23 protein-coding genes are annotated in these 25,017 nt (G+C 56.9%); 18 read left to right on the top strand and 5 right to left on the bottom strand.

Annotated elements, in window-relative coordinates:
* Nucleotides 1-7: 7 nt before the first annotated feature.
* Both BMZ24_RS18100 and BMZ24_RS18095 read right to left on the bottom strand, forming a co-directional pair.
* On the bottom strand, nucleotides 8-409 hold the full coding sequence (locus BMZ24_RS18100) for a Ros/MucR family transcriptional regulator (protein ID WP_092194285.1): 402 nt from the start codon (nucleotides 407-409) through the stop codon (nucleotides 8-10).
* A 138-nt stretch (nucleotides 410-547) separates the two neighbouring features.
* Nucleotides 548-1,474: an AraC family transcriptional regulator gene (locus BMZ24_RS18095; RefSeq protein WP_092194284.1), complete on the bottom strand. Its 927-nt coding sequence runs from the start codon at nucleotides 1,472-1,474 to the stop codon at nucleotides 548-550.
* 272 nt (nucleotides 1,475-1,746) lie between these two features.
* Here BMZ24_RS18095 and BMZ24_RS18090 point away from each other — a divergent pair, with 272 nt between their 5' ends.
* From BMZ24_RS18090 to BMZ24_RS18065, 5 genes are all read left to right on the top strand, one after another.
* Nucleotides 1,747-2,934 (top strand): iron-containing alcohol dehydrogenase, encoded by a 1,188-nt coding sequence (locus tag BMZ24_RS18090; RefSeq protein WP_092194282.1) that lies wholly within the window; start codon nucleotides 1,747-1,749, stop codon nucleotides 2,932-2,934.
* A gap of 25 nt (nucleotides 2,935-2,959) precedes the next feature.
* Entirely contained in the window at nucleotides 2,960-3,370 is a 411-nt protein-coding gene (locus BMZ24_RS18085) for a (R)-mandelonitrile lyase (RefSeq protein ID WP_092194280.1), read from the top strand.
* Nucleotides 3,371-3,684: 314 nt separating this feature from the next.
* Nucleotides 3,685-4,857, top strand: a complete 1,173-nt coding sequence (locus BMZ24_RS18075) for an aldo/keto reductase (RefSeq protein WP_092194276.1) — start codon at nucleotides 3,685-3,687, stop codon at nucleotides 4,855-4,857.
* Nucleotides 4,858-5,008: 151 nt separating this feature from the next.
* Nucleotides 5,009-5,641, top strand: a complete 633-nt coding sequence (locus BMZ24_RS18070) for a flavodoxin family protein (RefSeq protein WP_092194274.1) — start codon at nucleotides 5,009-5,011, stop codon at nucleotides 5,639-5,641.
* A gap of 92 nt (nucleotides 5,642-5,733) precedes the next feature.
* Complete coding sequence (locus BMZ24_RS18065; protein ID WP_092194311.1) at nucleotides 5,734-6,663, top strand: alpha/beta hydrolase; 930 nt, start codon at nucleotides 5,734-5,736, stop codon at nucleotides 6,661-6,663.
* A 10-nt stretch (nucleotides 6,664-6,673) separates the two neighbouring features.
* Here BMZ24_RS18065 and BMZ24_RS18060 read toward each other — a convergent pair whose 3' ends face one another.
* Nucleotides 6,674-7,030 carry a winged helix-turn-helix transcriptional regulator gene (locus BMZ24_RS18060; protein ID WP_092194272.1) on the bottom strand — a complete coding sequence of 119 codons (357 nt, stop codon included), beginning with the start codon at nucleotides 7,028-7,030 and terminating at the stop codon, nucleotides 6,674-6,676.
* Nucleotides 7,031-7,343: 313 nt separating this feature from the next.
* On the opposite strand from BMZ24_RS18060, the gene BMZ24_RS18055 reads away from it, so the two are divergent.
* Together BMZ24_RS18055 and BMZ24_RS18050 are read left to right on the top strand one after the other, a co-directional pair.
* On the top strand, nucleotides 7,344-8,216 hold the full coding sequence (locus tag BMZ24_RS18055; RefSeq protein WP_092194270.1) for an MBL fold metallo-hydrolase: 873 nt from the start codon (nucleotides 7,344-7,346) through the stop codon (nucleotides 8,214-8,216).
* 94 nt (nucleotides 8,217-8,310) lie between these two features.
* Nucleotides 8,311-9,273 (top strand): alpha/beta fold hydrolase, encoded by a 963-nt coding sequence (locus BMZ24_RS18050; protein WP_244150414.1) that lies wholly within the window; start codon nucleotides 8,311-8,313, stop codon nucleotides 9,271-9,273.
* A 55-nt stretch (nucleotides 9,274-9,328) separates the two neighbouring features.
* Here BMZ24_RS18050 and BMZ24_RS18045 read toward each other — a convergent pair whose 3' ends face one another.
* A complete protein-coding gene (locus BMZ24_RS18045; RefSeq protein ID WP_092194268.1) occupies nucleotides 9,329-10,258 on the bottom strand; it encodes an AraC family transcriptional regulator in 930 nt (309 codons plus the stop codon).
* 215 nt (nucleotides 10,259-10,473) lie between these two features.
* On the opposite strand from BMZ24_RS18045, the gene BMZ24_RS18040 reads away from it, so the two are divergent.
* The 10 genes from BMZ24_RS18040 to BMZ24_RS17995 all read left to right on the top strand — a co-directional run bounded on the left by BMZ24_RS18040 (nucleotide 10,474) and on the right by BMZ24_RS17995 (nucleotide 21,996).
* Nucleotides 10,474-11,325 (top strand): aldo/keto reductase, encoded by an 852-nt coding sequence (locus BMZ24_RS18040; RefSeq protein ID WP_092194266.1) that lies wholly within the window; start codon nucleotides 10,474-10,476, stop codon nucleotides 11,323-11,325.
* A gap of 345 nt (nucleotides 11,326-11,670) precedes the next feature.
* The gene (locus tag BMZ24_RS18035; protein WP_092194264.1) at nucleotides 11,671-12,234 is read left to right on the top strand and encodes a flavodoxin; all 564 of its coding nucleotides are present in this window, start codon (nucleotides 11,671-11,673) and stop codon (nucleotides 12,232-12,234) included.
* 149 nt (nucleotides 12,235-12,383) lie between these two features.
* A complete protein-coding gene (locus tag BMZ24_RS18030) occupies nucleotides 12,384-13,859 on the top strand; it encodes a (R)-mandelonitrile lyase (protein ID WP_161949229.1) in 1,476 nt (491 codons plus the stop codon).
* 95 nt (nucleotides 13,860-13,954) lie between these two features.
* The gene (locus BMZ24_RS18025) at nucleotides 13,955-15,010 is read left to right on the top strand and encodes an alpha/beta hydrolase (protein WP_161949228.1); all 1,056 of its coding nucleotides are present in this window, start codon (nucleotides 13,955-13,957) and stop codon (nucleotides 15,008-15,010) included.
* 11 nt (nucleotides 15,011-15,021) lie between these two features.
* Nucleotides 15,022-16,110: an alpha/beta hydrolase gene (locus BMZ24_RS18020; RefSeq protein WP_244150413.1), complete on the top strand. Its 1,089-nt coding sequence runs from the start codon at nucleotides 15,022-15,024 to the stop codon at nucleotides 16,108-16,110.
* A gap of 294 nt (nucleotides 16,111-16,404) precedes the next feature.
* Nucleotides 16,405-17,829 carry an MFS transporter gene (locus tag BMZ24_RS18015; RefSeq protein WP_208599890.1) on the top strand — a complete coding sequence of 475 codons (1,425 nt, stop codon included), beginning with the start codon at nucleotides 16,405-16,407 and terminating at the stop codon, nucleotides 17,827-17,829.
* 18 nt (nucleotides 17,830-17,847) lie between these two features.
* Complete coding sequence (locus tag BMZ24_RS18010) at nucleotides 17,848-18,477, top strand: flavodoxin (RefSeq protein WP_092194258.1); 630 nt, start codon at nucleotides 17,848-17,850, stop codon at nucleotides 18,475-18,477.
* A gap of 32 nt (nucleotides 18,478-18,509) precedes the next feature.
* Nucleotides 18,510-19,049: a flavodoxin family protein gene (locus BMZ24_RS18005; protein ID WP_092194256.1), complete on the top strand. Its 540-nt coding sequence runs from the start codon at nucleotides 18,510-18,512 to the stop codon at nucleotides 19,047-19,049.
* 146 nt (nucleotides 19,050-19,195) lie between these two features.
* Nucleotides 19,196-20,812, top strand: coding sequence for a PP2C family protein-serine/threonine phosphatase (locus BMZ24_RS18000; RefSeq protein WP_092194254.1), 1,617 nt, complete (start codon nucleotides 19,196-19,198; stop codon nucleotides 20,810-20,812).
* 194 nt (nucleotides 20,813-21,006) lie between these two features.
* On the top strand, nucleotides 21,007-21,996 hold the full coding sequence (locus BMZ24_RS17995) for a DUF362 domain-containing protein (protein ID WP_092194252.1): 990 nt from the start codon (nucleotides 21,007-21,009) through the stop codon (nucleotides 21,994-21,996).
* A 56-nt stretch (nucleotides 21,997-22,052) separates the two neighbouring features.
* Here the strand turns inward: BMZ24_RS17995 and BMZ24_RS17990 are convergent, their stop codons facing one another.
* Complete coding sequence (locus BMZ24_RS17990; protein WP_143077953.1) at nucleotides 22,053-23,180, bottom strand: metallophosphoesterase; 1,128 nt, start codon at nucleotides 23,178-23,180, stop codon at nucleotides 22,053-22,055.
* A 499-nt stretch (nucleotides 23,181-23,679) separates the two neighbouring features.
* Here BMZ24_RS17990 and BMZ24_RS17980 point away from each other — a divergent pair, with 499 nt between their 5' ends.
* Entirely contained in the window at nucleotides 23,680-24,885 is a 1,206-nt protein-coding gene (locus BMZ24_RS17980; protein ID WP_092194246.1) for an aldo/keto reductase, read from the top strand.
* Nucleotides 24,886-25,017: the final 132 nt, after the last annotated feature.

Here is a 25,017-nt window from a genome sequence, read left to right as displayed (position 1 = left end):
AAGCAACTTATTCGGCCTTGAGTGCCTTCTTGCGTTTCTCCCAGAGCTTCATGCCCTGCATGGTCTTGCGGCGGTCTCGTGCCAAGGACTTTGCCACAAGGGATGTGCCTTTCTTGTATCCATATTTTTCCTTGTATTGTTCTGGCGTGAGTCCATGTGTCGCCAAATGACGCTTTGTCAAAACTTTGAATGACTTGCCACACTCACAGCAGAGGATGCTTTTTTCCCGGATAGCATTTTTAGGATCGACAGCAGCTTCAGTTTCAACTGCCGGTGCGACACCTTCAGCTACTCCACGAATGCTGCCAGCCAAGGCTTTGATCATGGATGTGATCTCTTCCTCGTTCATGTTACGGACTGATGCCTGTGCTTTCACAATTTCGATAGCTTGCTTGAGATAATCTTCCATGGTGTCTCCTGATATATTGTGCAATTTGACGCATCGTTAAGCATAAATCATGCCTATAATTGTGTCTAAGAAGGATGCCCAATAATGCACTTGTCCTGACTAGTGTTGACCAAAAACGCTAACAGCGCGAATTCCTTTTCAACGTGCGGAAATTTGCTGTAACTTTTTAATATCACGCAGCGGCGGCGCGCCGAACAGGCGGCTGTATTCGCGGTTGAACTGAGACGGACTCTCGTAACCGACCTGGAATGCCGCTCCGGTCGCGTCCTGATGTTCCGTCAGCATGAGCCGACGGGCCTCGTGCAGGCGGATCCATTTCTGGTACTGCAGCGGGCTCATGGCCGTCATGGTCCGGAAATGGTGGTGGAACGTGGATGTGCTCATGCCGGCGGATGAGGCAAGTTCATCGACTTTGAGGGGCTTGCTGAAATTGTCTCTCAGCCAATCCAGCGTCTTGGCGATCTGGTGGCTGTGGCTGCCGGCAGTAGCAATCTGCCGCAAGCGCGGTCCCTGATCGCTCATCAGCATGCGGTACAGTATTTCACGCTGTACGAGCGGCGCAAGGACGGGGATGTCGCTCGGCCCGTCGAGCAGGTCGATGAGGCGTTCGAAGGCATTGAGCAACGGCACGCTCAGCTTGCCGACGGCCATGCCTCGCCCTGCCTGTTGCACTCGGGAGATGGGCAGGCTGCTATCGACCATGAGTTGCGCAAGCTCGCGCAGATCCAGCTTGAGGATGAGGCCCAGATATGGCTTGTCTGGATTTGCCTCGGTGATCTGCGCTACCACCGGAAGTCCCACCGAAGTGATGAGGAAGTGGTGATCGTCATAGACGTACTCCTCCTCGCCGAGGAAGACGCGCTTGGCACCTTGGGCGACGAGGCAAATGCTCGGCTCATGCATGTAGCTCGTCGGTTCGTTGGGTGCTGTGAAACGGCGCAGGCCCAGGCCGGGGATGGCTGTCTCCACCGCGTTTTCCTTTTGTGTCCACCTCGCGATCTTCTCGCCCAGCGCCTCGCGCGCATCAAACAGGTCGTCATTCCAAGCCAGATTTGAAGCAGCCATTGTCTTTCCCCCCTTTTCTTGAGCGCCTAGCAGAACCATCGGTCCAAGAACAATACATTGATTTGATCTTTCGGATGATCAGGCAAGAATTCGAGAGGATCGTTCTACCCGCTTCCGGTTTTTTCACCGTAGGAATTCATTCAAGAATGGGCAAGCGGCCTGGAACAGGCGTGGTTGCGAAAGCTGCCACCCCTGGCGCCACGGCCTGTCAGCCAAGAATGCTCAAGTAATTGGATCACAGACGCTCCGCAATTTGGAGCAAGGAGACTCACATGGATTTTACATTTTTCAATCCCACGAAAATCATTTTCGGTGCCGGCTCTCTCGAAAAACTCGGCGCAACCGTAAGCAGCCTGGGTAAACACGCCCTGCTCGTGACCGGCGGCGGCAGCGTGAAGAGGAGCGGGATATTTGACCGGGCCGTGGCCAGCTTGAATGCCGCCGGCGTTGCCGTGACAGAGTGCGCGGGCATCGAGCCCAACCCACGCATCACCTCCGTCATGCGCGGCGCCCAGATTGCGAGGCGGGAGGGTTGCGACGTGGTCGTAGCCTTGGGCGGCGGCAGTACCATGGATGCCTCCAAGGTCATCGCCGCAGCGGTTCTGTATGAAGGAGATCCCTGGAACCTGATCGCGCATGGTCAGAAGGACTGGCATATCCCGACCGAGGCGCTGCCTGTCGTCACCGTCCCCACGCTGGCCGCGACGGGTTCGGAAATGAACAGCGGGGCCGTCATTAGCAATGACGACACCAAAGTGAAATCCTTTGTGCAGACGGATTGCCTCTTTCCGAAGGTGGCCGTGGTCGATCCCGAATTGACCCTGACCGTGCCCAAGGATCAGACCGCATACGGAGTGTGCGACATCATCACCCATGTCATGGAGGGCTATTTCAACGGCGTGGACGGCACGCCCATTCAGGATCGCTTCGCCGAAGGCGTTATCATCAATGCGATGGAATGGGGCCGTAAGGCTGTGGCCGATGGTTCGAACCTCGAAGCACGCGAGCAGGTGCAGTGGGCTTCCATCGTGGCGCTCAACGGCTGGATTCAGGCTGGGGTGGATATGGTGCCGCCCATGCACATGATCGAGCACGCTCTGTCCGCTCACCACAACATCACCCATGGCGCCGGCCTGGCCATTGTCGGCCCGGCCTGGATGCGGTTCGCCGCCAAAGCCCTGCCCGCGCGTTTTGCCCAGTTTGCCGAGCGTGTTTTCGGCATCTCGCCTGAAGGAAAAGACGTTCAAACTTTGTCAAAGGAAGGTATCGACGCCTACGTAGCCTTCCTGCGGGAAATCGGTTGCCCCACGCGCTTGTCGGATGTCGGCATCGGTGATGAACTGTTCGATCAGTATGCCACGGACGCCGCGCTCGTGTTGCGTGATGAGGAAGGCAGACTGCTCGGTCGTCCGCCCATGACCAAGGCAGATATTGTGACGGTGCTGCGAGACGCGCTGTAACAACATGCATTTTAGGAGTTGAGATATGGAAATCAAACGCAACGGATCTCAAGCCTCCATCCCAGGCCCGGCGGACTGGTTTACGGGCAGGGTGCGCATTGACCCCCTGCTGTTCGAAGCCCAGGCTCCGGCCCGTGTGACCAGCGGGGCCGTGACCTTTGAGCCGGGCGCGCGAACGGCGTGGCACGCGCATCCCCTGGGACAGATGCTCATCGTCACGGCCGGATGCGGCCGCGTGCAACTGGACGGTGCCCCGGTGCAGGAAATTCGCCCCGGCGACACGGTCTGGATCGCGCCGGACGAGCGCCACTGGCATGGCGCGGCTCCCCGCACTGCCATGACGCACATTGCCATTCAGGAGATGCTGGATGGATCAAGCGTGGCATGGTCCGATCATGTCACGGACGAGGAGTACGGCGCGACCCCCTGCGGGTAGGTCGGATGCATCCGGAAATGTTCCGGAGACACTATATCGTAGCATGCGAAATATGCGGCGGTCCGGTTTGCGGGTCGCCGCATTCTTTTCTGGAAGCGCCAACTTTCTGAAATGCTGAAAAAAGGGGGCGCGGTCCGGCTGTCGGGTCAGCTTTTTCACCTTGAGTCGCTGCGGTTACACATGTTTCGGAGGATCATGCAAAAATATGCGAGGATCGGTCTACTCTTTTGCTCCCTGGCTGGTAATCAGAAGAACGAAAATTCACAGAATATGCTCAACAAGTGGGCAAACAACACCCTCAAGGAAAGACGAATATGAAAACCACACGACAAGACCATGGCGACAGTCCGGCCCTGCCCGGTCGCCGTCATCTGCTAAAGACCGGGATGGCGCTGGCCGCGGCGTCCGTGTTTCCCCTCGCGGTCGCTCAGGCCAATACCGACAAAGCTCCGGTCGGCGGCAACGCCTACACGCTTGAAGATCGTCGCAGGCTGGGCTCCCTTGAAGTCTCCAGCATAGGCCTCGGCGTGCAGAACATGAGCCGCACCTACCAGACGACCATTCCCACCCGGTCTGAAATGCACAACATCATCCGCACAGCTTATGACCGTGGCGTCACTTTTTTTGACGCGGCCGAAGCCTACGGGCCGCATGAGGTGGAGCGGATTCTCGGTGAAGGAGTACAGTCGTTTCGGGATAAGGTCGTGATCGCGTCCAAATTCGGCTGGAACATAGACCTCGAAACGGGCGAACGGCTGCCCGGCCTGAACAGCCGCCCCGAGCATATCAAACTGGCGGTGGAGGGCATGCTCAAGCGTCTGCGCACCGATCGCATAGATCTTTTGTACCAGCACCGCGTTGACCCGCAGGTGCCCATCGAAGATGTCGCCGGCGCGGTCAGGGAACTGATGGCGCAGGGCAAGGTGCTGCACTGGGGTCTGTCCGAAATGGGCACGAACACTTTGCGCCGCGCCCATGCCGAACTTCCCGTGACAGCGGTCCAGAACGAATATTCCATGCTGTGGCGCGGCCCGGAAGAAAAAGTCATCCCGCTCTGTCAGGAACTCGGAATAGGCTTTGTGCCGTGGAGCCCCCTTGGCGTGGGTTTCCTGACCGGGGCCATCGACGCCAAGACGCGCTTTGGCGAAGGCGATTTTCGCAAGACTGAATCCCGGTTCGCGCCGGAGAACCTGCCCCACAATCTGGCCCTCGTGGACCTGCTCAAAAGCTGGGCCAAGCGCAAAGAGACATCGCCCGGCCAGATCTCGCTGGCCTGGCTGCTGGCGCAGAAGCCGTGGATCGTCCCCATTCCCGGCACGACGCAGATGGCGCATATGCTCGAAAACATCGGCGCTGCCGCTGTCCGCTTCACTTCAGCCGAATTGGACGAACTGAACAAGGCTGTCGCGGCCACTGAGATTCAGGGGACGCGCCTGCCGGATTTCGTCCAGGTTTTCTCGGATGTGGAAGCGCCATTAAAAAAATAATCGTTCTCGAACGAAACCGCGATTGGCCCTCTGCGTTGAGCGCGACGCCTGATGCGAAGTGTGGCCGTACGGATTTCGAATGACCACCATGGCCCATCGCAAAATCTGAGAGTGGCTCCGAATTGGAAAGATGTAATCAAAGGAGTTTTTCATGCACGTGATTCTTGTCAACGGCAGCCCGCATCCCCACGGCTGCACATATACAGCCTTGGAAGAGGTGTCTTCGACACTGCGGGAAGGAGGGATCGAAACCAGCTTTTTTCAGGTCGGCACCAAACCCCTGGCGGGGTGCATCGACTGCCGCACCTGCGCTAAGACCGGACGCTGCGTCTTTGACGACAAGGTCAACGAGTTCGTGGATCTGGCCGAACAGGCCGATGGCTTCGTGTTCGGCTCGCCCGTGCATTACGCCGCCGCCAGCGGGGCCATGACCAGCTTCATGGACCGGTCGTTCTTTTCATCCATGCTTTCAGGGCGCTCGGTTTTCCGCCTCAAGCCCGGCGCGGCGGTGGTGTCCGCAAGACGATCCGGCACGACGGCCACTCTCGATCAGCTTAACAAATACATGACCTGGGGTGAGATGCCGGTTGTTTCTTCTCGCTATTGGAACATGGTTCACGGTCATTCGCCAGACGAAGTGCGCCGGGATCTGGAAGGCATGCAGATCATGCGCACTCTGGGCCGTAACATGGCTTGGTTGCTGGCGTGCTTGGAAGCAGGCCGTAAAACGGAGATTCCAAGACCGGAGTTGGAAAAATGGGTCGGGACGAACTTTATCCGTTAGACAATCATGCCCTGATTTCCAAGGAATACGTATGTCGGTTCCTTGCGATGATCATGCTGTTTCTCGTGGTCTGTGTGGAGAATGGTGTTGCCATGAATGTTGCACCTACTCCGGATACTCATGAAGTCGCTCCGTTGACGGTGCGGGACCGTGTTGGCGACATCGTGCGTCATCCGGGCTTTCGCGGATTCGCCCATCTGTTGCTGCCCTGGGACGACAATTCGGCGTATCTGGACACGACGCTGGCGGATGTCGGCAGGCTCATGCCCTATCACGGGCATGTACGGCCGGATGTGGTTGTGCATGCCCTGAATCGCATGCTGGATGATGCCGCCAAGGGACTGCCCATTTGTTACGATTTCTACACGGAACAGCAGAAACAGGCGGACTCCGGCAAGGAGATGACCGCGCTGTTTTTTCTTCGCGGCAAGCCGGGAGCGCCTTTTGCCTTGATTTGTCCGGGCGGTGGGTTTTCTTATGTAGGCTCCCTGCATGAGGGGTTTCCCCTCGCCGTGGAGTTGAGCGCCAGAGGATACAACGCATTTGTCCTCAGATACCGGGTGGGGAGCGAATTGCGGGCAACGGAGGATCTGGCGGCGGCGCTTGCGTATGTCACGGACCATGCCGGTCAGCTTGGCGTTGGGGTCGACGGATATTCGCTGTGGGGCGGATCGGCCGGAGCCCGGATGGTCGGCAATATCGCCCAGTATGGAGCGGCCAGGTTCGGAGGCGTCGGAGTCCCTGCCCCTGGAGCCGTGGTCATCGCCTACACCGGACAGTCCGGTATTTCATCCACCTATCCCCCGACGTTCATGACCGTCAGCAGCGACGACCGGATCGTAAGCGAGGCGGTCATGGATGAACGTGCAGCGGGGTTGCGAAGGGCTGGCGTTCCTGTCGAATACCGGAAATACAGGCATGCCGGCCACGGATTCGGCACCGGTGCCGGCACTGACGCGGTCGGCTGGATGGAACGCGCCGTCCGGTTCTGGGAGGAGCATGGGGGTTTCGACGGCCCCTAGTTCGTTACCGCTATGCCGTCCTGATGGTCGGAGTTTCCGTTCTCGTCATAATTTCTTTGTAACCAATTCCCCATTCTTCCAATTGGTGAATTATCGGACGCATGGACGTGCCCAGTTCGCTCAACATGTATTCTACGCGCGGCGGCACTTCCGGAAACACGGTGCGCTTCAGCAACCCATCCTTTTCCATGGAACGCAGGTTTTCGGTTAGCACTTTTTGGCTGATTCCGGTCAGACTTCGATGCAATTCTCCAAAACGTTTCGGGCCAGTCAGCACGTCGCGCAGAATCAGCAGTTTCCATTTGTTGCCAATCAGGCCGACGGTGGTGGCGACTGGGCAGTCCGGTAAATCTTTCTTCACGATCATTCTGTCTCTCCGTATTGCGGGGGCTTTGCACGCCAGGGACCTTCCGGGCGCGGTTCGTCGGCAGGCTACGCCAAGTCTGTGGCCTCATCAATGCACCGGATTTCCGGCTGAAAATTCTTTTTCCACCCAACTCGCCGAAATTACGCAAATCTTACCAAAAGGTAACTGACCCAATAGAAAAGTGCGTACTTTTTCAGCATGTTCGAGATGTGTACTGCCTGTTTTTCGCTGTCGGTGCGTCATGATGGGGCATCAGCACGGGACGCGGCGTCCGTGCATGGCAGGTAACAGTTCAACACTAGGAGCATTGCATATGAAAAAGAACAAATTGGTTGCGGTTTTGGTCGTCTTGCTGGGTATGGTCGTTGTCGCAAGTCCGGCCATGGCCGCCGGTTCAGCCCTGCGCGAGACGCCACTCGGGCAGGGAACGGTACGGATATACGACTTCGGTTCATCGCGGTTGCATGCCTTCCAGACAGGGGATCCGTTGGGCGACACATGTTTTCTACTGGAGGGGCCGAAACAGATCGTGGCCATCGAGTCTCCGGCGTTCAAGCAGGATATCGCGAACTGGAAGGGTTATGTCGGTTCCTTGGGCAAGCCGTTGACCGACATCCTGCTCGCCGCGCATCCTGCAGGCGGCAGATGGTATGGCAACGCCACAAGCCACGCCACCGCCGGGGCCAAGCAAGCCATAACCGAAGGGGCCACCAAAAAACTGGCCGAATCACTCGGCGAGACCTTTTCCCCGGCCTTCGATACGGACATTCCCGGCATCGATGCGGTACTTACGCCCGGACCGAACACGGTCGGCAGCATGGAATTCGTCATCACCGAGGCCGGTGACGGATACGAGATCGCGATTCCGGCCATCAATGCCATTTACACCCACATGCTCGGTGCGGACAGCCATTCCATTCTCGCGGGGCAGGACCACATCACGGCCGTGCTCGCCTCGCTGGAGAGTATAAAGGCCAAAGGTTACCAGTTGATACTTTCCGGCCATCACGCTCCGGAAACGCAAACGGATGTGGCCGCCAAGATCGCCTATGTCAAAGCGGTGCGTACGATGGCCGCGCAAAGCGCCGACAGGGCGGATTTTATCGCGCGCGTAAAGCGTGCCTTTCCCGACTATGTCGGACTGAACTATCTGGAGATGACCGCAGGATTTCTGTTCACGGAATAGGAAAATTGTTGCGATTACCGTCCGGGCCACAGTGCCCGGACGCATCCATGGAGTGATCAAGCGTCCCATTTTGAATGCCTTCATTGGCGCGATGTTGTTTTGTTTCTGTGCCAACTTTGCTCTTGCTGATTCCGCTTTGACCGTGCTGGGCAAGGACTATGTGTTTCTCAATGCCATCGAAGGGTTGCCGGCCAAACTCTCGGATTTCAAGGATCTAGAGATCAATGTCTTCACGACTAGCGATGACGTGCGACTCGCCTACTGGGAGGCCGGGCAGGGGAAGCCGCTGGTCTTTATTCCCGGTTGGTCGGCCAATGGGGCGGAATACGTCAACGTGCTGTATCTGCTCAGTAAAAAATACCATGTCTACGTTCTGGACCCGCGCAATCAGGGGCTTTCCCAGCGCGTGGACTACGGGAACCGAATCTCGCGGTATGCCGTGGACCTTAAGGAATTTGCCGGTCACGAAGGATTCACCTCGGCCGATTATTGCGGATGGTCCATGGGCGCGTCGATGCTTTGGAGCTACGTCGATTTGTTCGGTACGAAAGGCATCCGCAAATTGGCCTTTATCGACGAGCCGATCTCGATCTATGCCCATGCGGACTGGAACGAGCAGGAACGTCTGGATGCCGGGGGGATGACCTCGTCGCCGGAACGGATGATCAGAGCCTTCACGCAGGGTACGCCGGTCAGCAGTCTGATTGCCGACATGAAAATCATGGAACGCTTTGCGGCCATGGATTCGCCGTACTATCAGAACTCCGAGGGCTTTGCGTGGTCGTTCATTCGTAATGATTCCGAATACCTGAAGCTGATCCTGTTCGATCATGTCACGAATGATTGGCGCGACGTGATCCGGCACAAGATCAGGGTGCCTGCGGCCATTTTCACCGGCGAGTACAGCATCAACGTGTCAAGCCAGAAATGGATGCAGTCCGTGATCCCGGGAGCCAAGCTTTATGTCTATACCAAAGCGGAACAGGGCGACCATTTTCTGGCTTTTGAAAATCCTTTGAAATTTACTTCGGACTTGGAAACATTTCTGGACCAGTAATGGTCTCATGTTTGCTGCTCAAGGTTCTTGAATCCGCTGTAGAATGAGCTTTCGCTCAGGCCTGTCCCATTTGCTGCAAGCTCTTGATGTCGCGCAGGGGCGGGGTTCCGAACTGGCGCTTATATTCGCGACTGAACTGCGACAGACTTTCATAGCCTACAGACAGCGCCGCATGCGTCACATCCTGCTTTTCGGCCAGCATGAGCCGCCGCGCTTCGTGCAGCCGAAGCCACTTCTGGAACTGGAGCGGGCTCATCGTCGTCAGGGTCCGGAAATGATGATGGAAGGTCGACACGCTCATGCCCGACTGCCGGGCCAATTTTTCCACCTTGAGCTGTTGCGAGTAATTGCCCCGGAGCCAGCCGATGGCCTCGGCGATCTGATGGCCGTGGCTGCCTTCCGTGGCGATCTGGCGCAGGCGTGCGCCCTGGTCGCCGGTCAGCAGGTAATAGAGGATTTCCTTCTGGATCAGCGGCAGCAGAATGGGAATGCCTGCTGGCTGGTCGAGCAGGCTGATCATCCGCTGGAAGGCGTTCAGGAGCGTCGTGCTGACCGGACTGATGGCCATGCCCCGATCCACTGGCGGCGCCTGCGGAACAGGCAGGGCGCTGTCGGCCATGAGTTGGGCGGCCACGGACAGGTCCAGCCTGTAAACCAGCCCAAGCAGGGGGGCTTCGGGGCTGGCCTCAATGACATTGCCCATCACGGGCACGCCCACGGATGTGATCAGGTAGTGATTGGCGTCGTACTGATAGGATTCCTCTCCCAGACAGATGCGCTTGGTGCCCTGGGCAACCAGGCAGATGCTTGGTTCGTGCAGATAGCTCATGGGTTCCGTGGGCGCTTCGTACCTGCGCAACAGCAAACCCGGTATGCGGGTCTCCAGCCGGTCCTGCTTTTCCGTCCAGCGGGCGATAAGCGCAGCCAGCGCCGCGCGCGCCTCGTCCAGTTCCATCTCTGATGCCATCTGATTGTGTTCGTTCATACGCGACTCCTTATTGCGGTCCATGTAGCAGGGGCGCTCGACAAAACAACATGGTCGCCAAGCTTTTCGGAGGATCGTGCAAAAAATTGCGAGGATCTGTCTATCCGAAACGTACCCAGAGAGTAGACCGGACATGAAGGCTTGGCCTGTCGCTGCGGTGTCGGCGGCAGGACTGAGCCGGAAAAACACCATGCAGCATTTCGCAGGAGAACCATATGGATACCATTATTCTGAACAACGGCGTGGAGATGCCGATCCTGGGCTTTGGCGTCTTCCAGATCGCCGATCCGGCCCAATGCGAACAATGCGTCGCCCAGGCACTCGAAACAGGCTACCGCCTCATCGACACTGCCGCGTCCTATCAGAACGAGGAGTCCGTGGGCCGGGCGCTCAGTCAGAGCGGCATTCCACGCCAGGATCTCTTTATCACCACCAAGCTCTGGCTGGAAGACGCCGGATACGAAAAGACCAAAAAAGCCTTCGACAAATCCTTGGCCAAACTGCGGCTTGATTATCTGGATCTGTACCTGATCCATCAGCCCTATGGCGACGTGTACGGCGCGTGGCGGGCCATGGAGGAACTGTACAGGGAAGGACGGGTCCGGGCCATCGGCGTCAGCAATTTTTATCCGGACCGCATCCTTGATCTGATCCTGCACAACGAGGTGCTCCCGGCCATCAATCAGATCGAGACGCACCCGTTCTGCCAGCAGGTTGCGACGCAGCGGTTCCTGAAGGACAGCAACGTCCAGATCGAGTCCTGGGGGCCGTTTGCGGAAGGTCGGAACAACCTCTTCGGCAATGAGGTTCTGCAAACCATTGCTGCGAAGCACGGCAGGACCGTGGCCCAGGTCGTGCTGCGCTGGCTCACCCAGCGCGGAATCATCGCCATTCCCAAATCCGTACGGCCCGATCGCATGGCCGAAAACTTCGCGATATTCGATTTTTCGCTGACCATGGAGGATATGGCGGAAATCGGCAAGCTGGATATGGGCGTCAGCAGTTTCTTCGACCATCGCGATCCCGAAATTGTCAGGTGGCTGGGAACGAGGAAGCTCGATCTCTAATCCGCGTGCCGAAGCTCGGGAATCCGGCGGAACGGGGTTGGGTCTGTCCATCGCCTGGAACATGATACTCCTCAACAATGGAACATTGAGCTTGCAAAATAGGCCTGAAGGCGGATTGCGGGCGCGGATAATGCTCCCCCGTCTAGAACGTTCCTGACAAATAGTGCACTTCAAAGACCCGATACTACAGCAATTTTGTCTGTTTGCGTTGATTCGGCTGACCGTCTGAATTCGTCAGGCTTTGTCAGTGTTTGTTGGCCGCAGGTCAAACGCTTGAAAGATTGCAAGTATATCAAGAAAGCAACAACATGAAACGTTTGAAAACAGATCCTAAGAGGGATTGCAATGAATAATATATCGCTCCTGTTGGCCGTCTTGTCACTATCTTTTGTTGTACCAGTTTCGGCCCAAGCACAGCAGAAAAAAATTCTCGTTGCTTACTTTTCACACACGCAAACAACTGAAAATGTGGCTTTGGAAATACATAGAAGAGTTGGGGGTGATCTTTTCAAGATTGAAACGGTGCAATCGTATCCGACAGAACACCGGGAAACGGTCGATTATGCTGAAAAAGAGCGAGACTCCAATGCCCGCCCGGTCCTCAAAGCATCGGTCGAAGATATGGCGTCCTATGACGTAATTTTTATTGGCTATCCGATCTGGTGGTATACGCTCCCCATGCCGTTGTTCACCTTCTTGGAATCATACAACCTCGCCGGAAAGATAGTCATTCCCTTCTGTACCCATGGCGGAAGTCGTTTATCGGGCACCGAGGACGTTATTCAAAAGCTCCACCCAGGTGCAAAGATTTTGGAGGGGCTTGCTGTTGACAGGAACATCATCAGAAAATCACCCGACAGCGGTGCGCAAAAGCCCGTGGCGGATTGGCTTGCCAAGCTCGGCTACTAAGGCGTTTGTCGTAAACGAGAAAAGGATAATTTATGCACTTTAGACCCGTTAGAAATTTGTCCCTTGCGTTGTTAATATTTTTGACTGCTTTCGATGCAGGTGCGTTCGCCACTGAATCAGATGGCCAAATCACTATCACCCGGAGAGGCTTGCAAGTTTCCAAACCCGCTTCCGCCCAGTATTATACCGGCACGGTACGCATTGAACAAAGCTTCACGGCAAGCCCTCCGGCGCGTCTGGTCGGCGAGCAGTTCACCTTTGAGCCGGGGGAGCGTTCGGCCTGGCACTCAAGCCCCATGGGGCAGGCTCTGCTCATCACTTCCGGAAAAATGATCGTTCAGGAAGAAAACGGCCCCATGGAAGAGGCGTTTTCGGGCGACGTGGTGATTTTTCCGCCCAAAGTGAAGGGCTGGTTCGGGGCATCTCCCGATACGGCCGCGTCCGTCTTGGTGATGGCCGAAGCCGTGGACGGCGGCACCGCGACCTGGTTTGAACACGTGAGTGACAGTCAGTACCAGAGCAGTTCTTCAGACAAAAAATCCATGAATCTGACGATTTCCCGTGCCGGTTCTTTGCCTTCCGGCAAGGCCGATCCGGCTCATTTTACCGGCATCGCCCGGACGGATTATCTGTTTACTCCCAAAGACGGTTCACAAGCCTATGGCGCGGTGGTCACCTTTGAGCCGTGCTCGCGGACCGACTGGCACAGCCACCCCATGGGCCAGACTCTGATTGTCACTGCCGGCCGTGGCTATGTGCAGCGTCTGGGCGGGCCGCTGCATGAACTCAGGCAGGGCGATATCGCCTGGACACCGGCCGATGTCGTGCACTGGCATGGCGCGGCCCCGGATACCGCCATGGCGCATATCGCGCTCTCCGAGCGGGTTGAAGGCAAGTCCGTGGCATGGGGCGCGAAAGTAACCGACGAGGAGTATGGGGCGGTCAAGCCGAATGAAGTGCCGCTTAAATTGCAGAAAATCGCGCTAATCGCGGCGTTTACGGCCAGTGGCGACATGGACCGTCTGAAGACGGTGCTGGTCGAAGGGCTGGAGGCGGGCCTCACCGTGAACCAGGTCAAGGAAGTCCTGATCCATACCTATGTTTATGCGGGCTTTCCCCGCGCCCTGAACGGGATCAACGCCTTCATCGGCGTCATGGACGAACGTGAAAAACAGGGCATCAAGGATGTGCACGGTCCGGAAGCAGGCAAGATTGCCACGGACAAGAGCAGGTATGAATACGGCCATGATGTCCTGGCGAAGCTGCGCAACCCATCGTTCGTGCCCGGCCCGGCAGGCTCCCTGAAAAGACCGGCATCGCGGCCCGGATACGAGACGTTTACCCCGACCATCGAAGTCTTTCTGAAAGAGCATCTTTTCGCGGATATCTTCATGCGCGACGTGCTTGATTACCAATGCCGCGAAATAGCGACCGTCGGAGTATTGAGCAATTTGCCGGGCACGAACGCCCAGCTCCGCTCCCACATCGGCCTCGCCTTGGTGCAAGGCTTTACCGAGCAGCAAATGAAACATCTTTTTGCTGTCCTGGGAACGTACCTTGGCAAGGAACGGGAAGATAACGCCCTGTCGGTTCTTCAGCAGGTGACGGAGGAGCGGAAGAAGTAGCGCAAAGTCAAGCCTGCAAAAAGGTCATGTAAGAGTATCAAGCTCGACGCCAAAGTATAGCAATCAATAAAGTTATTAAAATAAGGAGAATGAGTATGTTTATATTTAAAGTCATGATGGGGTTGGTGGTGGCCATTGTTGTTTCCGCAGGAGGAGTAATGGCGACCGACTATAAAAAGAACCCTTTCACTTTGGTCTATGACGGCGCGATTACGGAAAATGTGAAAGGCGCTGTGAACATGAATCAGGTCACGTATAAACTGAATGGTATCGATATTTCGGCCAACGTGTATACGCCTGCGAACTATGACCCGAGTAAGACATATCCTGCCGTGGTCGTGGCTCATCCCAATGGCGGCGTGAAAGAGCAGGTCGCCGGCCTGTATGCCCAGCGTCTGGCGGAAAAGGGCTACATCGCCATTGCCGCCGATGCCGCGTACCAGGGCGCGAGCGGCGGCACGCCGCGCAGTGTGGACAAGCCGGCCAATCGTATCGAGGACATTCATGGCATGGCGGATTTCATCAGTCGCTACGCCGGAGTCGATGCCGATCGTTTGGGCCTGCTGGGCATCTGCGGCGGTGGCGGCTATTCTTTGAAAGCGGCCCAAACCGACAAGCGTTTCAAAGCAGTCGCCACTTTGAGCATGTTCAATTCCGGTCTGGTGAGACGCAACGGCTATATGGACTCGCAAGTGTCCACCATTCAGCAACGTTTACAGCAGGCCTCGGACGCCCGTGCGCAAGAAGCGGCCGGAGGCGAGATCATCTATGCGGCTGATGCCAAGCTGACCGATGAGCAAATCGCCAAGTTGCCGTTCGATCTGTACCGCCAGGGCTTCGAATACTACGGCAAGACCCACGCCCACCCGAATTCGACGTTCAGGTACACGATGAGCAGCTTGCTGGCGCTGATGAATTTTGACGCCGCCAGCAACATGGACCTCATCAACCAGCCTTTTCTGATGATCGCAGGCAGCAAGGCCGATTCGCTGTACATGACCCAGGATGCCTTTCAAAAGGCCGTCAATGCGAAGAATAAAGAATTGTTTCTGATCGACGGCGCGACTCACATCGAAACCTATTGGAAGCCCCAGTATGTGGACCAGGCCATGGGCAAATTGGCCCAGTTCTTCGGTGATACGCTCAAGTAAGGAGGCAAACGATGAGTATGAAATTGAAAAAATTGATGCTTGCGCTCACGCTGACTTTCGTCGGCGTGAGCCTCGTGGCCTGCGCAACCGCCGAACGCGGCGTCAAGCCCACGCCAATGGCCATCCAGGAGCAGGGGAGTTTTGCGGTCGGCGGGAGCGTCGTCACCGTACCCGGCGCATACGCTCTCAATTCCCGCGCCCCTGAAGGCCAGACCTATCACGGCGATCATGCCTACGTGTTCTATCAGGTGCCAAAGAACGCCCGCAAACTGCCCCTCGTGCTCTGGCACGGCTTCGGGCAGTTCTCCAAGACCTGGGAAAGCACGCCGGACGGACGTGAAGGCTATCAGAACCTGTTCCTGCGCCGGGATTACAGCGTGTACGTCATCGACCAGCCTCGCCGCGGTAACGCCGGGCGCGGCACGGTGGGGGCGACCATCACTCCGACCCCGGATGAGCAGTTCTGGTTCAACATGTTCCGGGTCGGCGCATGGCCGGATTTCTATCCCGGTGTGCAGTTCTCCAAGGAACCCGAGGCCCTGAACCAGTATTTCAGACAGATGACGCCCGACACCGGACCCATCGACATCGGCGTCAATTCGGCCGCCGTTGTCGCCTTGTTCGACAGGATCGGCCCCGGCATCCTCGTCACCCATTCGCACAGCGGCGGCATGGGCTGGGACGCGGTCATGAAGAGCGACAAAATCAGGGGCGTGGCCTCGTATGAACCGGGCAGCAACTTCGTGTTCCCCGAAGGCGAGGCGCCCGCGCCGGTCACGAGCAAGTTCGGCGACCTGAAGGCCGTGAGCGTGCCCCTGGCGGATTTCATGAAGCTGACCCGTATTCCGATCATCATCTACTATGGGGACAATATTCCGAGCGAGCCTTCAGAAGATCTCGGCCGGGACCAGTGGAGGATTCGCCTGGAAATGGCGCGAAAATGGGCCGACGCCGTCAACCGTCATGGCGGCGACGTCACAGTGGTGCACCTCCCCGAGGTCGGCGTCCATGGCAACACGCACTTCCCGTTTTCCGATCTGAACAACGTGGCGGTCGCAGACCTGCTGTCAGCCTGGCTGAAGGAAAAACGACTCGACTAAGTTCCAAATATTTAATGGACGATGGCCCAGATGCATCGTCACATGATGAAGGCTTGAGATTCCCCGTCTCAAGCCTTTTTTTACCCAGGACCCTCTTCCGGGCTGAATCGACCCTCCTTTTGCAACCTTTGAAATACGGCGATAGTCTTCATTTTCGGACCTTCAGGCAAGAATTCGCGAGGATTGGTCTACCGCTCCGGAACCCGGAATGCGTACAGATGTTCAAAACGAAAGGCGGTCGGCCGCGTCCGCTTGAATATCCATTACTTCGGCATCTTCTCTGGAGAAGGGATCATGAACACTATGTCCGCAACAGCAAAACCATCGAACAAGGCGTATGTCCTGCTGGTCATCATCTGCAGCTATCTGCTGATCGTCCTCGATATTTCCATCGTCATCGCCGCGCTGCCCAGGATGCAGCTTGACCTCGGTTTCACGGCCACTGGCCTGTCTTGGGTGCAGAATGCCTATATTCTGGCCTTTGGGGGCCTGATGCTTCTCGGAGCTCGCGCCGGAGACATGCTTGGTCGGCGGCGCATGTTCATCTTTGGGCTGATTTTTTTCACGCTGGCGTCTCTGGCTATAGGCCTCGCGCACACGGCAGAGATGTTGATCATGTTTCGCGCCATTCAGGGCGTCGGGGCCGCGATTCTGGCGCCCTCCACCTTGGCGTTGCTGACAACCAATTTCGCGGCAGGTTCTGAGCGGACCCGCGCCGTGGCCATGTACGGAGCCGTGGCCGGCATGGGAGCCAGCGTCGGCTTGGTCATGGGCGGTGTCCTCACGGACTGGCTGTCCTGGCGAGTCGGTTTTCTGATCAACGTGCCTCTGGGCATCGCCCTGATGATCGGGGCCTGGCGGTGGATCCCCGAGTCCGAACGCAGGTCCGGCAGCTTCGACATCATCGGCGCCCTGACTTCGACCCTGGGCATGACCGCCCTGGTGTACGGCATCGTACGTTCGGCCCGTGTCGGCTGGGCCGATTCCCTGACCCTGGCGATGGTCATGGGCGGCGTGGCGTTCTTGATCGTACTCGTGATCAACGAGACCAAAGTGGCGCAGCCGATTATGCCCCTGCGCCTGTTCGCGCATCATGAGCGCTTGGGCGCGTATCTGGGCCGGTTTCTGTTTCTCGGCGCCATGGTCGGATTCTGGTTCTTCACCGCCCAGTTCCTGCAGCGCGTGCTTGGCTTCAGCGCGTCCGAGGCCGGATTGGCCTTTCTGCCGGTGACCATTCCCAATTTCATCAGCGCCCTGTCCGTGCCCAGAATGACTCGTCGATTCGGCAATGCCGGACTCATGATCGGCGGGCTGCTTGTTTCGCTGCTGGGCATGTTCTGGTTGAGCCGGATCGGGGTAGGGGTCTCTTACCTGACGGGTGTGGCCCTGCCCATGGTCCTGATCGGCATAGGTCAGGGATGCACGCTCAGCCCGCTGACCGTTTCCGGTGTGGCCGACGTGTCCGGAGAGGATGCCGGAGCGGCTTCGGGGCTGGTCAATGTCGCCCATCAGCTGGGAGGCTCCATGGGTCTGGCCGCGCAGGTCGTGCTTTTCGCGGCTGCCGGGGGTGCGGCAGGATCGCCCCAAGCCCTGGTTCACGGTATTTCTGCTGCGTTGACTGGCAGTTCGGTCATGCTCGCCCTGGCCCTGGCCCTGGTCTGGCTTCTCGTCATTCGTCCACGTTTCACGCCGGTCAATGTCCCGATCTGCAATCAATAACCATAAGGAGATTATGCCATGAAAAAAGACATCGATATATTGGAACGTCCCCTGTCCCGTCGGGAAATGCTGCGCCGCACCGCAGGAGGACTTGCGGGAGGAATGCTGGCCGGGCTGGCCGCCCCGTTGTTCGCGAGCGGGACGCTGTTCGCCGCTCCGGTCGATGCCAGGAAGTTTTTGACAGTATTCTATTCTCGCAGCGGCAACACCCAGGTCATGGCCGGCTTCGTTCAGAAAGCGGTAGGCGGCGATCTGGTCAGGATCGAGACGGTTCATCCCTATCCCGAGGCATACCGGGCCACCACCCGTCAGGCCAGGGAGGAACTGGATTCCGGTTTCAAGCCGCCGATCACGACAAAAATCGCCAATCTGGCATCGTATGACGTCGTATTCATCGGGTCGCCGTGCTGGTGGGCAACCATCGCCCCTCCGGTCATCACTTTCCTTACCGAAAACGACCTTGCCGGAAAGACCGTGGTCCCGTTCATGACCCACAAGGGCAGCGGGCTGGGCCGGACTCAGTCGCATGTGGAATCGCTGTGTCCGAATTCCAAGGTGCTCAAGGGGTTGGCCATCTGGGGAGACAACATCAGCTCATCAAAAAATGATGTCACGGGCTGGTTGCGGGACATCGGCTTGGTTTCCTGAAACGAACACATATCCATAGGGGAAAATACGGCATGAGTAAGAACATCCTGATACTCGCTTCAAGCCCGAGAAAAGGCGGAAATTCGGACATCCTGTGCGACCGTTTCTTACGAGGTGCGCAAGAAGCAGGACACAAAGCGGAAACAATTCGCGTCGCGGAGAGGCAGATCGGCTTCTGTCTTGGCTGTGATCACTGCAAGCGACACGAAGGAGCCTGCGTCCAACACGACGATATGGCGGAAATCCTGAAGAAGATGATTGAAGCCGATGTGATCGTCATGGCTACGCCGGTCTACTTCTATACCATGAATGCGCAGATGAAGGCCCTTATCGACAGGACCTACGCCCACTACACAGAGATTCGTGGAAAGGAATTCTACGTGATTCTAACCGCGGCCGATTCAAGTTTGGATATGATGACACGGACAGTCGAGAGTTTCCGCGGCTTTTTCGTCTGCCTGGACGACGCGGTGGAAAAAGGCGTGCTGTATGGCGTTGGGGCTTGGGCCAGGGGTGATGTTTCAAAGACCCCTGCCATGAATCTGGCCTATGAATTTGGTCGCAGCGCATAGACCAGCTGGGTCGATATGCACTTCTATATTAGGTGAATGTTGAGAGCATTGTCTATGTCCGTGAAGTTATAATTCGGATATATTTATAATTTGATGCAGTTGTTATTGAATTGCCAGGGCGTATATTTGAAAATGAGGCAAAATGCATGTCTGTGATGTATCATATCAGAGAGTTTTTCTTTTTTTGGAAGCCGACAATTTCTCGGAAGATCACGCTCTATTTTGCTGTTTTTGGTCTATTGGTATTCTATATTACTTCGTTCGCCTATCTATTGATCACAAAGTCGTATCTTGTAAATTCCGTAACCCGCATCGTTCGCGCCCAAATCTCCGAGATACAGGGCATGGACCAGCCTGACGCCTGGTGGGGATTAGTGGGTCAGGAGCAGCAGGGTTTGCTGTCCTTGGCGCAAGTACTGACAAGCTTTGCGTCAGGCAGTCACACCATACGGGATGTGTCCATTTACGCTCGGCTGACCAAAGGAGAAGATTGGCAGCGTCTTTATCTTGATAAAAACCGTACCCTGAGAACTTCCTCTTTGGATGAATCAAGCATTCAGCATCTCAGCACCGGCTTGAAGGAATATTTTATTCAGCCGGATTCTGATTTGTATTTGGGTCGAAGCGAGATGGCCGTGTTCATCAACATCACCACCCCTGCAGACAGAGGGCAGTATTATTACAAGGTCATTATCGACAGGGAGGGGGTGACATGTCTGCTGGGCAATCGCGCGCTCAATTTCCTCGCGATTTCGTTTGCAGTCTTGTTTCTGTTGCGGTGCATCGGATATTTTTTTGCGAGACGGGTTGCCGCTCCGCTTGAAATCCTTTCGGCGGCCGCCGCAAAGGTTGCGAAGGGCGATCTGAGTCCCCAAGTGCCTGCATTGGGTCAGTCGGAGATTGGCGACCTGGGGCGCAATTTCAACACGATGATCATGGGGCTCCGTGAATGGCAGCGGATCAAGATAATGGAAGTCGAGATGGAAAAAGGGCGGGAAATTCAGCAAAGTTTCCTGCCAACCGAGCTCCCTCGTGTCTCCAATTGGGACATTGCGACCAGCTTTTATCCGGCCAATGAAGTTGCCGGCGATTTTTACGACGTGTTCGATCTTCCCGGAGGGTTCCTCGGCCTCGTGATCGCGGACGTCTCGGGAAAAGGAGTTGGGGCGGCGCTGTACATGGCCCTGATTCGCAGCCTTGTCCGTGTCTTTTCCGAGCAGATCCTCCCCGAAGATACTGTGCAACCCTCTGCCAAGCAGAGCGGTTCGAGCGGGGAAAGTACACATGCGCATGACCGGGTACTGGAGGTAATCCGGCGGACCAACAGCTACCTGGTGCGGAACCATGGCCAGGACGGAATGTTCGCGACGATGTTTTTCGGTGTGCTGGACCCTACCAGCGGAAGTCTCGTTTACGTCAATAGCGGCCATGAACCGCTCTACATCATCGGGAAGGATGGCGTTAAGGAAGAACTGCGCCCGACAGGCCCCGTGATCGGGGTCATCGAGAATCTCAAGGTGGAAGCGCACCGTTTGCAGATTGAACCCGGCGACCTGCTGCTTGGTCTCACCGATGGCGTGACCGAGGCCTTCGACGCCGAAAATAAGCTGTTCACCCGCAGCCGGGTCAAGGACATTCTCGGCCAGCCGATGAGCTCCGCCAAAGATCTTTTGGAGCGAATTCGGCAGCAGGTCTTCGATTTCGCGGGAAAGGCTCCTCAGTCTGACGATATTACCCTGCTCGCGGTGCAGCGGATTGTCTGAGTGGAATCCGTCGGTGTCGTAATCTAAAAGAACGCAGGGAATCCTGCGTTCTCTTCTCATCGGATCAACCATATTCATGAGAGAAACAGGCAAGAATTCCGGAGGATCGTCTATTTATCCCAGGACGTTTCGATGCAAAATAAAGGAAAATGCAAAGCGGTTTGCATCGTCGCTAACGTTATCGAGGAGGTAAAATGGACACCCATATTTCTCGCCGCAGTTTTCTGAAGAGCAGTGCCATCGCACTGGGGGCCCTGGCTGTAAGCGGCCATGGCGTTTTCGCCGCCGAAGGTCAGGGATCGGAGGTCTTGTTCACCAAGGATCTCAGCCCGGCGGGCTTGTCGAACATCTATTCCAAACTCATGCAAGGACGAAGGCTGCCCGGTAAGGTCGCGTTCAAGGTTCATTCCGGTGAACCCGGAGGCCATCATTATCCAGCACCGGTCCTGATCAAAGGCTTGGTACAGTCCGTCGGTGGTACCATTGTCGAGTGCAATACCGCCTATCCGGGCAAGCGGTTCAAGACAGCGGATCACAAGCAGGCACTTGCGGACCACGGTTTTACCGCCATCGCTCCGGTGGAGATCATGGACGAGCACGGTTCCCTCAGCCTGCCGTGTCCGGGAGGCAAGAATTTCAAGGAGAATTTTGTCGGCGCCGGTTTCGCAAACTACGATTCCTGCCTGATCCTGTCCCATTTCAAAGGCCACGCCATGGGCGGTTTCGGTGGCGCCATCAAGAACATGTCCATCGGCATTGCCTCTGGCGAGGGGAAGATGTGGATTCACACCGCCGGGGTGACCAGAAGCCTCGATGATTTCAGCCGCTGCTTCAAGACCGATCAGAAGCTTTTTCTGGAATCCATGGCTGAAGCCGCCGGGTCGGTCATGAAAAAAATGGACGGCAATCTTGTGTACATCAACCTGATGAACAATTTGTCTGTTGACTGCGACTGCGACAACAATCCTGCCGCCCCTGAACTGGATGACATCGGCATACTTGCCTCATTCGATCCTGTTGCCCTGGACAGGGCATGCGTGGACCTGGTCTATGCGGCGGACAAAACCAGGAGCGCGGCCCTGCGTGAACGTATCGAGTCCAGAAGCGGCGCGCATACACTGGAGCATGCCGAAAGCCTCGGCTTGGGCAGCCAGAAGTATGCATTGGTCTCAATCGACATCTGACAGGCGGGAGTCGGATTACCAAAGCAGGTCACATAGCCGGAAAGACTATTTTCCGGCTACGCCTTTTCCGCTCTCAAAACAATGCGCGTTATTTCCGACGGCACGCCGATGCGGCTGGCGAATCCTCCCCAGATTCCGGTGCCGGGACTGACATAGAGATGCATGCCGTTCACGTCATACAGGCCGTTGACCAGCCCTCCATTATAATTTGCGATCAGCTTCTGGATGAAGAACATCGTGCCGCCGTGCGTGTGCCCAGAGAGCTGAACATTGGCCAGAGTGCTGCCGGTCGTGCCGGGTCGATGATCGAGAAGGATACGTGTCGTATCCGGAGCGCCGCGGAATGCCTTGTTCACATCCGGCCCTTCTCCGCCGAAACGCTGCGCCTGGATATCCGGAACGCCTGCGATGACGATCTCCTCTCCATCGACCGACAGCACCCGGTGCTCGTTGTGCAGCATGTCGATGCCAAGTCTTTCGAAGACCGGGAGCCACCCGTCGGCCTGGAAATAGTATTCGTGATTTCCGGTCACTCCGAACACGCCGTACTTTGCCCGCAAATCCCCAAACGGTTCGACCTCGCGCCCGATCAGTTCCGGCAAGCCGTCGATCATGTCTCCGGTCACGGCGATGACGTCCGGTTGCAAGCTGTTTGTTTTTTCGACCACGCTTTGCAGCCAGTCCCTGCGCACCAGTGGCCAGATATGGAGGTCCGACAACTGGACAATGGAAAATCCGTCCAGGCTGGCAGGCAGTTTCGGCACGGTGATCTCGACCTTGCGCATATCCGGAACCTTCACGGCCTGCCACGTGCCCCAGATCGCCATGACCAGTGCGGCTGCGAGCAGGAACGTGCTTCGGAAGGCAGGGGTCAGGGGCAGCCGCCATGTGGCGCCGACCTGACGAGCCAGCCATGCCGCCAGCGCCGCTACGTCCTTCACGAGCAGCAGGACGGCCAGGATGACCAGAGTGGCGTACAGCGCCTCCATGGTCAGAATGACCGGGCGCGGCAGGTCCGGAGCAAAAAAGGAGCCGCCGAGTTGTTCGTACAGAAGGTACTTCATGCTGGCAGCCAAAAGAGCGACAGCCGCGGCCGCCTTGCCGGGCAACGGCCAGCGCAGGGGAAGAACGAGGCTCAAGAACGCGTACATGAAGAGAAACAAGGATGGGAGAAAGAGTCGCATACAGTCCTGATGGGCTTGTGAACAGCCTGCTGGTTGATGGGTTAGGTACGTCGGTGATGGAAAATAATCAGTTGAGACCCCAGGTCCACCAACCGATGTCGGTTATCTGGTTCGGTATGATGGCGCTCGAAATTCCGGGATGTGTCAATAGATGGCCCCTTCCGTTTCATGATGTCATTTTTGATGTTTAGCTGTGTCTTGTGAAGGAAACCAGACACGATCCTCCGGGATTATTGCCCGATTCTCCGGAAAGATTGTCTCGGTGCAAGAATGCTTGCCGACAATGGAAGGAGGAGGCCGGGAGGCGTGCAGGAGAATCAGGCAAGAAATCAACAGGATTGTGTCTTCATGAGACAGGTCGGGAGTACTACCTACTCATTGATACGTTTGGACGGCCTGGACCAGTTGCACGAGTGGCAGTCGGGTGTGTCCATGAAGTGATGTCAGGACGCCGATAAGGCGCTCGGAGAATCGAGAATTTGACCTTGAGGAGAGTGTGATGCTGTACAGAAAAATGCCGAAAAACGGCGATGAACTTTCCATCCTGGGCTTCGGGTGCATGCGGCTGCCCATGGTGGACGGAAAGATCGATGAGGCGCGGGCCATCGCCCAGATTCGTGGCGCCATCGACAACGGGGTGAATTACGTGGACACGGCCTGGCCCTACCTTGGAGGGCAGAGCGAGCCCCTGCTCGGCAAGGCCCTTCGGGACGGATATCGCGAGCGGGTCAAGGTCGCCACCAAGCTGCCGACCTGGCTGGTCAGCAGCCGCGAGGACATGGACCGCTACCTGAACGCCCAGCTGGAGCGGCTGGGGACGGACCATATCGACTATTATCTGGTCCACGCCCTGGATGGAACCTCCTGGGACGGCATCGAGCCCCTCGGCATCCGTGAGTTCCTCGATCAGGCCAAAACGGACGGGCGCATCGTCAACGCCGGGTTCTCCTTTCACGGGCTGCCCGAGGATTTCAACCGAATCGTCGATGCCTACCCGTGGGTGTTCTGCCAGATCCAGTACAACTTCCTCGATCAGAAGTTACAGGCCGGAACACAAGGCCTGAAGTATGCTGCGTCAAAAGATATCGGCGTGATCATCATGGAGCCTTTGCGCGGGGGAAATCTGGGTCTGCCTACCCCGCCCCCGGCCGTGGCCGAAATTTGGGACGAGGCCAAAACTCGGCGTTCCCCGGTGGAATGGGCTCTGCGCTGGGTCTGGAATCATCCGGAAGTCACGGTGGTCCTCTCGGGCATGAACGAAGAGGCCCATGTGGAGCAGAACCTGGCCATCGCAGGCCAGGCCCAGGTCGCCTCCCTGACCGGGGAAGAATTGGCCTTGGTCGAGCGCGTGCGAGTCAAGTATCAGGAACTGATGCAGGTCGGATGCACGGGTTGCGCATACTGTATGCCCTGCCCAATGGGCGTCCAGATTCCCAAGTGTTTCGACTTTTTCAACAAGATGCACATGTTCGGGAACGTTGAGGAGGCGAAATATCTCTATATCGCCTTTGCTGGAGGCGTGACGAGCAACGCAGAGCCCGGATTCGCCTCGCAATGCGTGGCTTGCGGCGCATGCGTGGAGAAATGTCCGCAGGATATCGCAATTCCGGAAGTTCTCGAACGAGTCGCCACCGAGATGGAAGGCCCGGACTTTCAGACGCGGGTGGACGCGATCAGGAACCACTTCAAGACCAAACTCAAGTAGTTCTTGACCGGGGCGGCGTGTCTCAAGACTCGTCGCTCCAGCCTAGATCATTTTTGAGCAGGAATGGCCTTCTCTCACTGCGTTCATGACGCAGTCACGGAAAAACCAAAACAGGCGCGAAAAGCGCATCGA

The sequence above is a fragment of the Desulfomicrobium norvegicum genome (assembly GCF_900114595.1).
Taxonomy (GTDB): Bacteria; Desulfobacterota; Desulfovibrionia; order Desulfovibrionales; family Desulfomicrobiaceae; genus Desulfomicrobium; species Desulfomicrobium macestii.
Note: the sequence above shows the minus strand (reverse complement) of the source record. Positions and strands in the feature narration are given on the sequence as shown.

Coding starts and splice junctions, on each gene's coding strand:
- BMZ24_RS18025 (WP_161949228.1), top strand. CDS start 13,955: ATGTTTATATTTAAAGTCATGATGGGGTTGGTGGTGGCCATTGTTGTT.
- BMZ24_RS18060 (WP_092194272.1), bottom strand. CDS start 7,030: ATGATCGTGAAGAAAGATTTACCGGACTGCCCAGTCGCCACCACCGTC.
- BMZ24_RS18010 (WP_092194258.1), top strand. CDS start 17,848: ATGAAAAAAGACATCGATATATTGGAACGTCCCCTGTCCCGTCGGGAA.
- BMZ24_RS18000 (WP_092194254.1), top strand. CDS start 19,196: ATGTCTGTGATGTATCATATCAGAGAGTTTTTCTTTTTTTGGAAGCCG.
- BMZ24_RS17995 (WP_092194252.1), top strand. CDS start 21,007: ATGGACACCCATATTTCTCGCCGCAGTTTTCTGAAGAGCAGTGCCATC.
- BMZ24_RS18055 (WP_092194270.1), top strand. CDS start 7,344: ATGAAAAAGAACAAATTGGTTGCGGTTTTGGTCGTCTTGCTGGGTATG.
- BMZ24_RS18085 (WP_092194280.1), top strand. CDS start 2,960: ATGGAAATCAAACGCAACGGATCTCAAGCCTCCATCCCAGGCCCGGCG.
- BMZ24_RS18075 (WP_092194276.1), top strand. CDS start 3,685: ATGAAAACCACACGACAAGACCATGGCGACAGTCCGGCCCTGCCCGGT.
- BMZ24_RS18065 (WP_092194311.1), top strand. CDS start 5,734: ATGAATGTTGCACCTACTCCGGATACTCATGAAGTCGCTCCGTTGACG.
- BMZ24_RS17980 (WP_092194246.1), top strand. CDS start 23,680: ATGCTGTACAGAAAAATGCCGAAAAACGGCGATGAACTTTCCATCCTG.
- BMZ24_RS18095 (WP_092194284.1), bottom strand. CDS start 1,474: ATGGCTGCTTCAAATCTGGCTTGGAATGACGACCTGTTTGATGCGCGC.
- BMZ24_RS18035 (WP_092194264.1), top strand. CDS start 11,671: ATGAATAATATATCGCTCCTGTTGGCCGTCTTGTCACTATCTTTTGTT.
- BMZ24_RS18015 (WP_208599890.1), top strand. CDS start 16,405: ATGAACACTATGTCCGCAACAGCAAAACCATCGAACAAGGCGTATGTC.
- BMZ24_RS18070 (WP_092194274.1), top strand. CDS start 5,009: ATGCACGTGATTCTTGTCAACGGCAGCCCGCATCCCCACGGCTGCACA.
- BMZ24_RS17990 (WP_143077953.1), bottom strand. CDS start 23,180: ATGCGACTCTTTCTCCCATCCTTGTTTCTCTTCATGTACGCGTTCTTG.
- BMZ24_RS18020 (WP_244150413.1), top strand. CDS start 15,022: ATGAGTATGAAATTGAAAAAATTGATGCTTGCGCTCACGCTGACTTTC.
- BMZ24_RS18005 (WP_092194256.1), top strand. CDS start 18,510: ATGAGTAAGAACATCCTGATACTCGCTTCAAGCCCGAGAAAAGGCGGA.
- BMZ24_RS18040 (WP_092194266.1), top strand. CDS start 10,474: ATGGATACCATTATTCTGAACAACGGCGTGGAGATGCCGATCCTGGGC.
- BMZ24_RS18045 (WP_092194268.1), bottom strand. CDS start 10,258: ATGAACGAACACAATCAGATGGCATCAGAGATGGAACTGGACGAGGCG.
- BMZ24_RS18100 (WP_092194285.1), bottom strand. CDS start 409: ATGGAAGATTATCTCAAGCAAGCTATCGAAATTGTGAAAGCACAGGCA.
- BMZ24_RS18090 (WP_092194282.1), top strand. CDS start 1,747: ATGGATTTTACATTTTTCAATCCCACGAAAATCATTTTCGGTGCCGGC.